General features: G+C 34.8%; 12 protein-coding genes. 2 read left to right on the top strand and 10 right to left on the bottom strand.

Going from position 1 to position 12869, the window contains the following annotated elements:
- Window positions 1-24: 24 nt before the first annotated feature.
- Window positions 25-228: a hypothetical protein gene (locus AC3WVA_RS21495; protein WP_098345956.1), complete on the bottom strand. Its 204-nt coding sequence runs from the start codon at window positions 226-228 to the stop codon at window positions 25-27.
- Window positions 229-400: 172 nt separating this feature from the next.
- Between AC3WVA_RS21495 and AC3WVA_RS21500 the strand changes: the two genes are divergently transcribed.
- Complete coding sequence (locus tag AC3WVA_RS21500) at window positions 401-1552, top strand: VanZ family protein (protein ID WP_098345955.1); 1152 nt, start codon at window positions 401-403, stop codon at window positions 1550-1552.
- Window positions 1553-1559: 7 nt separating this feature from the next.
- Here the strand turns inward: AC3WVA_RS21500 and AC3WVA_RS21505 are convergent, their stop codons facing one another.
- The 6 genes from AC3WVA_RS21505 to bdhA all read right to left on the bottom strand — a co-directional run bounded on the left by AC3WVA_RS21505 (window position 1560) and on the right by bdhA (window position 7842).
- Entirely contained in the window at window positions 1560-2873 is a 1314-nt protein-coding gene (locus tag AC3WVA_RS21505; protein WP_098345954.1) for a D-arabinono-1,4-lactone oxidase, read from the bottom strand.
- A complete protein-coding gene (locus AC3WVA_RS21510) occupies window positions 2861-4033 on the bottom strand; it encodes an amino acid deaminase/aldolase (protein WP_098345953.1) in 1173 nt (390 codons plus the stop codon). Before AC3WVA_RS21510 ends, AC3WVA_RS21505 begins: the two co-directional genes overlap by 13 nt.
- A gap of 109 nt (window positions 4034-4142) precedes the next feature.
- A complete protein-coding gene (gene sph / locus AC3WVA_RS21515) occupies window positions 4143-5144 on the bottom strand; it encodes a sphingomyelinase C (RefSeq protein WP_048525024.1) in 1002 nt (333 codons plus the stop codon).
- 77 nt (window positions 5145-5221) lie between these two features.
- On the bottom strand, window positions 5222-6073 hold the full coding sequence (cerA, locus tag AC3WVA_RS21520) for a phospholipase CerA (protein ID WP_000731009.1): 852 nt from the start codon (window positions 6071-6073) through the stop codon (window positions 5222-5224).
- Between the two features lie 253 nt (window positions 6074-6326).
- Window positions 6327-6671, bottom strand: a complete 345-nt coding sequence (locus AC3WVA_RS21525; protein WP_000948236.1) for a potassium channel family protein — start codon at window positions 6669-6671, stop codon at window positions 6327-6329.
- 118 nt (window positions 6672-6789) lie between these two features.
- On the bottom strand, window positions 6790-7842 hold the full coding sequence (gene bdhA, locus AC3WVA_RS21530) for a (R,R)-butanediol dehydrogenase (protein WP_000645834.1): 1053 nt from the start codon (window positions 7840-7842) through the stop codon (window positions 6790-6792).
- 225 nt (window positions 7843-8067) lie between these two features.
- On the opposite strand from bdhA, the gene AC3WVA_RS21535 reads away from it, so the two are divergent.
- Complete coding sequence (locus AC3WVA_RS21535; RefSeq protein WP_098521325.1) at window positions 8068-9246, top strand: MFS transporter; 1179 nt, start codon at window positions 8068-8070, stop codon at window positions 9244-9246.
- Between the two features lie 5 nt (window positions 9247-9251).
- Here the strand turns inward: AC3WVA_RS21535 and AC3WVA_RS21540 are convergent, their stop codons facing one another.
- The 3 genes from AC3WVA_RS21540 to inhA2 form a co-directional block, all read right to left on the bottom strand.
- On the bottom strand, window positions 9252-9593 hold the full coding sequence (locus AC3WVA_RS21540) for a hypothetical protein (protein ID WP_429604199.1): 342 nt from the start codon (window positions 9591-9593) through the stop codon (window positions 9252-9254).
- 16 nt (window positions 9594-9609) lie between these two features.
- The gene (locus AC3WVA_RS21545; protein WP_098345950.1) at window positions 9610-9951 is read right to left on the bottom strand and encodes a hypothetical protein; all 342 of its coding nucleotides are present in this window, start codon (window positions 9949-9951) and stop codon (window positions 9610-9612) included.
- A 317-nt stretch (window positions 9952-10268) separates the two neighbouring features.
- Window positions 10269-12668 (bottom strand): M6 family metalloprotease immune inhibitor InhA2, encoded by a 2400-nt coding sequence (gene inhA2, locus AC3WVA_RS21550; protein WP_098521285.1) that lies wholly within the window; start codon window positions 12666-12668, stop codon window positions 10269-10271.
- Between the last annotated feature and the right edge of the window lie 201 nt (window positions 12669-12869).

Genomic DNA, 12869 nt, shown 5'->3' on the forward strand with positions numbered 1-12869 from the left:
TTTTGTACAGTAAGAGGCGCCCCTTTATGTGTATACTTTCTTTTCTTGACAATACAAACGAATAACATGTTTATTTTGTTGAAATACATCATGCGTTAGGCGGATAATAATAAAATTTCGTTTTGTTTGATCATCATGAACAAAAATCTGTTCTCCCTCCTGAAAACGCCATGCACTTTCAAAAGTTGTAATATGACCCCCACTTACTGAAAAAAGCTCATATCGCATATCTTGTACCCTCTCTCAACTTATAATAATCATAATATCCTTATATTAAATTTAGTATAACTTAATTTCGTTTAAATTTGTAATTTTTTCTATTTCGAAATATTTTAATTTTGTTTTACGGTTCTTTTAACGTTATAATGATAAACGAATTTTCATTGAAAGGAGCTTCATTTTGACTGCATATTTATTTCCAATAAAAACAGCATTTATTTTATTCCCTATTTTAGCGGTGTTTCTATTAATCCCTTTTTTAATATTTAATTATCGCAAATACGGTTATTTGAATAAATGGCGTTCATTTATTTTATATTCACTATTACTCTATGTATTAAATGCCTATTTTCTTGTTATCTTACCTTTGCCACAAACATATGATACATGTAGCCTACAACCGGCTAATACACAACATATGCAACTCTCACCCTTTTATTTCATACAAGAGATTAGTAATCATACATCGGCAATTTTAACGAAGCCAGCTACCTACTTCTATCTATTAAAGGAATCTGCGTTTTTACAAGTCGCTTTTAACGTTCTACTAACCGTTCCATTTGGTATGTACTTGCGTTATTATTTCCGACGCAGCTTCTTACAAACAGCGTGCATTTCTTTTTGCCTTTCGCTGTTCTTTGAGTTAACACAAGTAACTGGATTATATGGTATTTATAATTGTGCCTATCGCTTATTTGATATTGACGATTTGTTTTTAAACACACTAGGCGGCGTAATTGGTTTTATCATTGCACCAATATTTACGTACTTCCTTCCGAAAACAAGCGAATTAGATATTCATATTGATTTAGAAACAAAACCAGTCGGATTTATTCGTCGTCTCATTGCTATGCAAATTGATTGGATTTTCTTATCTATCGTTGTACCGTTCATTAAAAACAAAGGAAATTCACTATTTATCGCTAACATCCAATCTTATACAAATGTATACGAACTCCTTTTCATTACATGTTCAGTCTTCATTTACTTTATTATCATTCCATACTTTACAAATGGAAGAACAATAGGAAAAGCATTGCTTCGGATTTACATTAAAGGCCAGGCAGAGCGTATTACACTAAAAGAATTATTCATCCGCTACGGCATATTCTATTTCATTTTAGGTGGAATCAATTATATTCTTTCGAGTAGCTCTATCTTAAATCTTAAAGAACCTTTAGTATTAGTAGTTATATTATTATTCCAACTCGTAATTAACGGTCTATTTATTATTCATGTTTTATTACATGTATTTAGTCGTGATAAGTTACTATTTTACGAGCACATTAGTCAAACAAGAAATGCGATCATACTAAAAAAAGCTGACAAGTAGTACTTTGTCAGCTTTTTTTCATAATCGTAAATAATTTTTCTGTGTAAGGATTTGAAAACACTTCTGCTTCATCTAGTAACTTTCTCACCTTTAGAAACGAATGCATTTCCGGATATATATTTTGTAATTTTTCGTACGTTAACGTATGCATTTTCCCCCAATGTGGGCGTCCTTCGTACTTTAGAAAAATTTTCTCCACCTCACCAAAATAAGCTGCATACTTCATACCTTTATACATATGAACAGCAATGTACGCTGAATCCCTTCCGTATGCTGGACTGAGCCATATATCATCACTTTTCACATAACGACATTCAATCGGAAAGTGTACTTTATACTTTTTCTTTTCAATAAGATTTGATATTTCTTCTACAACGACCTGCATATACTTTGAAGGAACACTATACTCCATTTCGTAAAATGGAACCGCACGAGATGTAGCAAATACTTCATAACTCGGACCAATTATTTTTGTATTCGGTACAGCTTTAGCTGATAATCGACTTACTCCTTTACTTATAGAAGGAAACCATTTACATCCTTTAGATAACAAAGAGAACATCTTATTTTCAAGCAACTCTACCTTTAGTTTATGCCATTTCAAATCACTTTTTTTACCCGTCGTTTCATTTGTAAATTTCACTTGTACTTCATCTGAATAAGGAAAAACGAAAAATTCAAAATGGCGATTTTTTTTATATTCTTCTAGCTTGTTCATTACAGTAGATAATGACTGTTTTTCACTTTTATAAACGAGTGAATAGGCTGGAATAACCTTCAATTTTATTTTTACAATGATACCTAACATTCCAAGCGATAACTGAAAGGCTCTCCAATATTCCACATTCTCAGTTTCCGAACAAACTATACTCTCACCTGTAGATAAAACTGCCGTAATCTCTATAACTTGTGTTGATAAACTTCCAAAGGTAATACCCGTTCCATGAGTCCCTGTACTAATCGCTCCTGCGATCGATTGTGAATCAATATCCCCTAAATTTTCTTGCGCATAACCTTTTTCTGCAAGTAACTTCCCTAAATCATGTAGCTTTGTTCCTGCCCATACTTCGGCAACCATCTTCTCTTCATCAATATTCACAATACCTTTCAATTCATCTAAAGAAATTAAAATTTCTTCCGTCTGCACAAGAGGTGTAAACGAGTGTCCTGAACCGACAACGCGAATTTTCTTCCCTTCTTTTCGTGCAAGCTCTACAACTTCTACTACATCTTTTATGCTTTCTGGATACATCGTATAATGCGGCGTTCCTTCAACATTCCCTGTCCAATTTCTCCATTTCTGCCCCTTTATAGAAAGCATTGGCCATCCCCCCGATATGTTGCATACTCCCCAACAATCTCTCCTTCTTTCACACGATATAAAAACGGAAACCGCTCACATAACTCGCCAGCTTTACTATGGCGAAATAAGATAGAATCTCCTATCTCTACTCGTTCCTCACCGTTATAAAAAATCGGTGTTTGTACCTCACCAGCACCTTCTAAAGCTAATAATCCCGCACCATTTGGCCTCCAAATCTCAGGTTCTTTATCTTTCCCGATTGCGCCTGAGGCAATATATCCACCACCTAGACAAGTGTAAATAAACGGGGCTGGTTTACGCACAACTGGTAAAGCAAATCCGACAGCTGGATGAAATTGCACCTCTTTATAATAATCAAACAGCTTCGGGGCATAAAAAGCAGATCCTATTGTAATCTCCGAAACAGAATTATCTTTCTCAGTTGTTTTTATACTTCCTGTGCCTCCCCCATTTACAAACCTTAGATCAATACCTAGGTTTTGTATTTCTTTTACGATATGTCCTCTTCTTTCTTTAACTTCCAACACCGATTTCTTCTTTAAATACGAAATCACTTTACTTTTCACTCGCTGATTCGGTATGTGATCTCCTACCCCAGCGATTTGTGCTTCATATCCCATGACACCGTCTAGTATTAAAAATGATGATTCCTTCAATCTTTTTACTATTTTCAAAGCACCCTGCACATCTTTTACCGGTGATCTTTTGACCCCAAAATGAAATTTTACAAAACGACTACTCATATCAATATCCAAACATACACGAAAACACCCTTTAGACTTCTCAGCAATTTTTTCTAAATAAACAATATGATCTTCACAATCCACCATACAAGTTATAATGAGCCCTTGCTTTGTTAGCAAACTTATTTCATGTAACGCTCTATCATCATAAGCAGGATATCCGAGCAATAAATCATTGAATCCTTGTTCAATTAAAAACAAAACTTCCCTAGGTGAAAAACACATAATACCTTGAAAACGATCATTTGCAGATAAAATCTTTTGCATAACCGGAACAGAACGTAACGATTTACTCGCTATACGAATCTTCTTATTTCCACTTAATTCTATAATCGATTGAATATTTCTATCTAAAGCTACTTCATCTAAAAATGCACACGGTAATGGAACTTCTTTAAAAATTCCTCGATCCACATTTTTCTCTCCTCTTCTCTATATGTCTTATACATATTGGAAAGAAAGTTGGAATCTCCTCTACAAAATAAAAAAGTTTCTTCTTATTTAAGAAGAAACTTTTTTAGGACTACTTCATAGAAATAGTTGCCGCTACTGGATAATGATCAGAATAATCATCATACGTATATTTTTTGAGCCATGATGTAACAGTCCACTGTGGAGATTTCGGTTGTAATACTTTATTCTCTATAAATGACGGATTCGCATGGTCCTTACTTGCAATAATATAATCTAAATACTCGGCAGGGCTATCAGGGAAATTATATTTCGCAATACTGTTTGTCGTCGCATCCCAAGTCGCTGTATGTCCCGTATAAGATGGAATAGAAGCGTGCAATGTTTTGAACATGGATGCGTACTCTGAATCACTATTGTTCCCTGCATTTATTTTATTTACGTTCATATCGCCACCAAATAAGACGTACTCATCATTTGGTATATTCTTATTTTTTATAAAATCTTGTATTTCTTTTAACTGATTTGTTCGTACAGATGCAGGTGAAGTTTTTCCGCACATACTATCTTCAGCCTGCAAATGTGTCCCAATCACATGAACGAAACGATCATTTTTCTTAATTTTCGTGTATACAAACCCTTTATTTGATAAATTATCTGGTCCGCATCCTTTTGAAAATACATATTGAATCTTTTCAACGATCGGCCATTTACTCACGATTGCAACACCACCATCTTCAGGCGTTGAAGATGAATAGCTACCTAACGTTTTATCCCATTCATTTCCGTTACTACGACCTAATACCGCTGTTTGATTTGGATATTCCTTCTTCAAATTTCCTAACAAACGATCTGATGCGCTATTATCAAATACTTCATTTAATATAACAACGTCTTGATTCTTTATATAATCTGCTGCCCCAATTAAATCAGCACGCTCACTTTGTCCCCAGTTCGGATATAAGTTTGTTGATAGCATGTACACGTTATGTGTCATCACTTTTAATGTATCGTTTTTATTTGTAGACACTTCCGCTTGAGCCGAGGATCCACTATATAAAGCCGCTAGACCGATTCCAACGCTAAGTATACTTTTTAGCAATTTACTTTTCACGATTCATACCTCCATGTATTGTATAGTGATAAAAAAGGCCAAATACTCTATTGTGAGATTTGACCTTTTTTAAATACTTAACGATCTCCGTACGTATCAAACCAAAGCTGAATGTATCCAGCAGTTACACGTTGTGCATCCATTAATCGCTTACCTGTCATTGGTGTAACTTCAGCGCGCCATTTATCTGCATATTCTTGTGATACAGCCGCTTTTACGAACCAATCCTTCGTATTATCATTTACAATTCCAGAGTAATCTTGTTTCGCTGCTACTGCCGCTCCATGAATCCACTCTTCTGGATTTGTACCTTTCCAGTTCCAATATCCATTTCCATCCGTTACTTTATAATTATCTTTTATCGTATCTACAAAGTTTTCATATTTAGAATGGAATCCTTGTGGGTACGAAAGGTTTGTAAAGTTTGCCGCATGCATTGGTTGGTTTACATCTCCTAAATAATGAAGGGATAATCCTAAATAGAAGAATGCTTGTTTCATATCTTTGTTTTTGTATGACTCACCAGCTAATTTAAAATATTTAGCTCCAGTTTCTTTCGCCTGCTTTGCAAATGGAATATATGTTTTTCCATTGTCTGGATCATAGAAATGTGAAGCAAATGTGCTATTATCATAATAAGGATTTTCATAGTCAGCAGCATAAATACCGTTCTCTAACTCCGTACGCCATTCATTTAATTGTGCAACTCGATCTTGTTTTACAAGTGTTGTATTACGAGACATAATATCAATCGCACGGTTTACAATCCATAAATGAGAGTTTACACCTTCTTTATGTTTATCTTCAGCAGACCAGCGATGAACTATTTTTATTTTACTTCCCCCATCATTTTCATGAGCAAATGCAACACTTTGTAACGGAGCTACTAATGTAATAGCTGCTGCTAAAGCAAGTACTTTCTTTTTCATCTGAAATCCTCCATTTTATAATCGAATTATTGTAAACTTTTTGTTAGGATCCTATGATGTCGTCCGGTTAACCTATGACTAGAATATCCCACCTTTCATGAAATTTCTATTACTAAATTAAAATATGCAAATGTTCATATCATTATAACTTTATACACAGTGAATATAATGAATGAATACACTTTCATTTTAATAAACTATTATTAAGGGTTGTCTAAACTAATGTAAAAAAAGAGTAAAGCATACACATGCTTTACTCTTTTTTTCTATTCGATAATATACTTGGCAATTGTACATTCACTGCCAACTTATGAATAAATCCAAATACTAATCCAATCCCAATAAATATGTATAAGATTGTAAATATCTTTCCGAAATCAGTTTGCGGACTAAAGTTCCCATCACCGACAGTCGTCAACGTGACCACACTAAAATATAAAGCATCAAGAGGACGTAATCCTTCAACTGTACTATAAAAAATCGTACCTGATGTTAATGTTAAAAATGTTAATACGAATAATACTTGAAATTCTTTATCTTTCCACGCTCGTAAACAAGCTTTTAACATCCGCTTCAATGTCAACATAAATGAAAGCATTCGACTTCCCCTTCCAAACAAAATACCTGTAGTTAAAGGAAAGTCTATCACTTTTCTTTATAGAAAAAAAGTAGCCCTCTTCGCGAAATAGAAGAGGGCTACTTTTTACTATTCTCTATTATTTAGGTGAAACAAGAATTTTTACTTGTGTTTTATCTTTTACAAGTGCTTCAAATCCTTCTTCAACAACTTGATCCACTGTGATTTTTTTCGTAATTAATTTCTCTGCTTGAATTTGGCCAGAGCTAATTAATTTAATAACAGCTGGGAAGATATGACGGTACCCAAGAATACCGATAACTTCTTTTTCTTTTAGTACAAGGTTGTTTGGCGTAATTGTTGCGTCTTTTTCCCATACACTCACAATTACCGTTTGTCCTTCAAAGCTTGTACTTTCAATCGCTTGACGAAGTACTACTTCAACACCTGTTACTTCAAAGCTCACATTTACACCTAAACCATTTGTTAAGTTACGAATTTCTGCTAATACATCTTGAGTAGCTGGATTTAATACGTAATCCGCACCTGCTAATTTTGCTAACTCTTGACGCTCTTTAGAAAGTTCAACTGCAATAACAGGAGTTGCTCCTGCTGCTTTAGCTGCTTGGATAACAAGAAGTCCAATTGGACCACAACCAAATACTGCTACAGCTTCCCCTTCTTTTAATTTACTTTGACGTACTGCATGAACTGCTACTGCTGCTGGTTCTACAAGCGCACCTTGTTCATACGTCATTTCATCAGGAATATGGTGAACCATATCTTCTGGTACTACTGTATATTCAGAGAAACCGCCGCCTTCTCCGCCAAGACCGTGGAAAACAAGTTGTTCACAAACATTGTAATGTCCATGTTTACAAGCTTCACATTTACCACAAGAATAAATTGGTTCTACAACGACGCGATCTCCCACTTTATGAGAAGTAACGCCTTCACCGATTTCAACTACCTCACCACTAAACTCATGACCTAAAATAACCGGTGCTTTTACGTGTGTTAATGGATGCTCTTCTGTTGGAATAAAAATAGGTCCTGCTAAATATTCATGCAAGTCTGTTCCGCAAATACCACACCATTTAACTTTAATCTTAACTGCTCCTGGTCTTACCGTTGGTTCTGGTACTTCTTCTACTCGTACATCACGTTGATTATGCCAAAGTAATGCTTTCATTTTATACATCCCTCTCTATGTATATACTTAACCTGGTGAAGTTTACAAATCTATTATAATACTTCTATCCATATATTTCAAAAAAACAATCTCGTCCCCACTAATTTTTAACAAATAACGTTCAATATTTTGTCACTTTGTACTTTTTTCCACATCTGTTAATTCAATTTCATTGCGGTTGAAATTAGCATTATGCCATAATAGCATAGGAGAGGTGAATATCGCTTGAAATATTTTATTTACTTTATTGTTATCGTAGCGTTTCTAGATACATTTTCACAATTACCTATTATGAGTACGTTCGCTCAAAGTCTTGGAGGATCCCCTCTTATTATTGGACTGGTTGTCGGCATGTACTCATTCGCTAATATGATTGGTAATATTATTGCTGGCGCTGCTGTCGATAAATTTGGTGCAAAAAAAATACTTTATATAAGCATGGGACTTACGAGTTTCATAGTCTTGTTATACACCGTTGTTCAAAGTGGTGAACAACTATTAGTTGTGCGCTTTATGCACGGCTTTAGTGATGGATTTTTAATTCCTGCTGCCTTTACGTTTTTATCAAAACAAACAAATGCAGCAAGACAAGGTAAGGCAATGGCTCTATCTGGTGCTGCTGTTGGAACAGCCGCAATTGTAGGACCTGCTTTCAGCGGGATTATGAAAGCAACTGCTGGTATAGAGTGGGTGTTCATTACCATTTCTATTTTAATGGTTCTTGGCACAATCGTATCTCTATTCTTCTTACCAAATAACGTATCGAGAAAAGATACTTCAAGAACACAAATGATGAACAAAGAAGATATGATTGAACTATTGAAATCAGAACCGTTATTACAAGCATATATTGGTGCTTTCACACTAATGTTTTCACAAGGAATTGTCACTTATATGTTACCAGTGAAATTTGAGGCATTAGCACTTAAAGCATCTACAACAGGCATGATGTTAAGTGTATTCGGCATTACCGCTATCCTCTTCTTCTTACTACCAACAAATCGTATTTACGATCGATTTAATCGTTCAAAACTAATGCTAATTGGTATTGCAGTAATGGCATTAGCATTATCTTTACTTGGATTATTCGCAACAAAAGGTATGCTCTTTATCGTTATGATGATTTATGGCATTGGATTCGCTATCCTTTTCCCATCAATAAATGCATTACTTGTTGAAAATACGACAGATGATAAACGCGGAAAGGCATTCGGATTGTTTTATGCTTTCTTCTCATTAGGAGTTGTTGCTGGATCCTTTACAGTTGGTGCAATCGGGGCATCCCCTAGCATCAGCTTCGTTATCGGAACTGCATTCTTATTAACATTCGCTGGAATGATTTATGTAAGAAGCAAAATAAAAAGTAAAGAAAAAAGCAACGTAAAAAAGACAATGATGGGATAACTCCATCATTGTCTTTTTTTAAATGCATATTGATATAGCCCGTAATATAATGGCAGAGTTGGGATAATACCAATTAATTTAAATATAAAAGGTAGCGGGTCATCCTTCTCTTCATATAAACGTAAAACAAAAACTGCAGTAAAAGTCCAAATAACGCTAAACACGAAGATACACTTCCAAACGAGTGGAGTTACTATCTCTACATCAAAAACAAAACCAAATAGCCCTATCCATGTAATGATAGTCACTACAAAATCAAACTTTTGAATTGACGTTTGAAACATACCTCTTACTAACGAAGTAATAGCCAATATCGCTACAATGACTAAATAAATTTTCCACAACATAATGATAATCTCCTATTCAATTTTTAACTTTCAATAAACCATATTTAATAAACAATATGGCATTATATTTTTCATAGAGATAATACAATGGATAACAAAATAAGAAGAAAATAAGTACAGTTGGTACATCATCTATAATAGAAAAATATTTTACTAGTAATTCCTTAATACTCTCTCCAATTATAATAAGCAGTGGAATGATACAAATTGCTGCTAATATTAAGCAAGGTGTGATTCTCATTTCTTTTAACCTCACCTTGCAGTGTGGACATCTGAATGAAAAAGGATGCGGGAGATCAATAATATGTTGCGCAGTAATATCTCCTTCACACTGTGGACATTCAATTACTTCTTTCATTTAATTCAACTCCTTTCTATCCATAAAAAAGAGCACTATCCAGAGCGCTCTTTTATTGCCGAATATATTACTTCTGTGTATAGCCAAGTAACAATGTAAATAAATTAAACTGTAAAGGCAATACTACATTTCTTCTTTTACAAAAAAAGTGTATAAATACCGACGATACTTCGACAATTTCCTCGGAAATATTTCCTTCTCCCACATAATTTGATACACTACATATGAACAGACACTTGTATTACATAAGCTAAAATAATAACTTACTGTACAATTAAAAAGCACATTCTTCATATGAAGAATGTGCTTTTCTGTTATTAACGTTTAATCCAAACAGCGCCTGCCGATTTATCATCTGCTTGTCCAACAACTTGGAATTTAAGTCCAAGGTTTGGAACTTTTCTTCCTGCGTCTGCAATTTGTTTGTTACTATAGACTTTTGAATCGTCAAAAGTTGTAACACCTTGTAATCCAGAATAGTTAAACTGTCCACGTGTTAATGAATTTACGCTCCATGCTGGTGTTTGATCAAACGAAAATGCAGCGTCCGCAATTTGCATACCTGTATTACCGTATGCTGGTTTCCCGTTTAAATTACCAACAAGGGCTTCTGGATGAGAATCTACAACACCAAGGAATCCTTCACCTGGATGCACCCCAACCCAGTTATCTTTAAAGCTATCATCTGCATACCAAACGACAAGACCTGTATTATACACTGGACCTTTTCCTGCTTTTAATCCATTATCTGATCCCGCATAGTTTCTCCACTCTAAGTAGTAATAATGAGCTTTCTTCTCTGTTCCATCAGAAACAACAAAACCATTTACATTCATTTTAGACTGTCCTTCTGCATCATCAGAAAATACAACTTGTCCATCAACAGTTACATTTACATTATCCATCGCGAAACCTTTATATGTTACAGCCGGATCTGTAATATAATCGAATTGTAGTTTCACCTTTTTTCCTTTAAATTGACTTAAATCATATGATTTATCAATCCATTTCCCATCTGTTGTATCTTTATCTCCTTGGACTACTTTTTCTCCAAGTCTATCAATTAATGTTTTCGTTCCATCTTCTGTTACTGCATGTACTTCGACAAAATCGCACTCTGCTTCTAACTCATAATTTGCTTTATAATCGAATTTTGCATTTGTTCCTTTTGTTACATCAAAGAATGGTGTTTCTAATGTTGTATGCATATCATCGCCTCTTGTACTATAATATGCATGTTTTCCAAACTCAGGTTTAATCGTTTCAACACTTTTACCTGGTAAGTTAACACGTACAACGCCTGGACGATTTGATTTCGTAACACTTTGATCGATATATGTAGGAACTCCTACACCACGCTTAATTTTATCGTAGTCTACTTCTAAAATTTTTGCCCAGTTGCCACCCATATTCTTTTGTAAGAAGTCTTTATTTTGTGGCGAGAAACTAGTTGGCTCTGTTCCTGCAATTTTCCCTGTCCAACTACCTCCACTCATTAATGACCAAGCTTCGACAGGTGAACCAGTTCCCGTATATTTCGTGTCATATTCATCCGGCAAGCCAAGATCATGTCCAAATTCATGTGCAAATACACCGACTGCTCCATCTTCTGGTTCAATTGTGTAATCATGTGCTGCTACTTTTCCTCCAAAGTAATCTACCTTCGATTTTGTCCCTTCAATTGCTACTGGATCTATTGCTAATTTTGAACGATGTGACCAAATTGCATCATCACCTAATTTACCGCCACCAGCTTCTTGACCAACACCAGCATGGATTACCATTAAATGATCAATTACACCGTCAGGTTCATTTTGATTCCCGTCACCATTTGTATCATATCTATCAAATTGATCAAATTGAGATAAATCTAATCCTTTCTCAGCAGCTGCATGTAAAGCTTCTTTCACTAAATCACGTGCACCTTTTGGTCCTTTATTATCGTGCCCACTACTACCATCAGCACCATAGTCAGATGCTTTTCCTGGAACAGTTAGCCACTCCGTTACATATCCGTCTGTCGTATAACTACCACCAGACTGCTCTTCATAATATTGTTTAAATGTTTTTACTTTCGAACCATCAAATAACGTGTATGGTTCATTACCAAATAACATTTTTTGGTAATGCTCTCTACTAAAGTCATTCGAATACATATACCCTGGTGTTTGATCGATATTATTATGTTTATAATCACTAAATTCAACGAGTAATACTAATACTTTATCTGTTCGAACAGATCCCTTATACGGCGCTTGCTTTGCTTTAGATGTTGGAACTTGTCCATTCAATTGTTTTTTATTTGGTTCAGGCTTTTGCTCAGGACTCACATTTTTTTCAGGTTTCTTTACTTTCTCCTTTTCTTCCATTTTTTTCTCTTTTACTTTTTTTACAAAATCAGATGCTTCTTTAGCAGTATCCGCTGGAAGAATTTCTTTATTTGCCTGATCTCCTTGTTTCTTTTCAATATATTTCTCTACAGCCTTTTTCGTCTCTTCTTTAGAAGATGCTGGATTAATTGTTCCTCTTTCTTTCAGCGCTTCCGCTAGACGATCTTCTTGAATTAAATTGTAATCAATTGTTGTTGTAGACACATTTTCTTTCTCTCTTGCTGGCGTTTCTGCGTACGCTAATGGAGCACTCATTACAGATGTACATCCGATAATTGCCGCAATTGCTAATGACGATAACACTTTAAATGGCGCTTTTCTTCTCATTCTATTTCTCTCCTTTTATAAAACTTAAAATTCAGATAAATAAGTGCATTTTTGTCGAAATCCCCGTTTACTGCCCTCCCTATATAAAAAGGCACAATTCTATAAACGTTAAGCTTTCTGTTATAGAATCATGCCCTCCAGTTTTCTGGTCAGAACTTCTACCGTTTTATGTCGAAATATGAAAAATAAAAAGTGATTTGA

Source organism: Bacillus sp. EB106-04-02-XG92, from assembly GCF_058791995.1.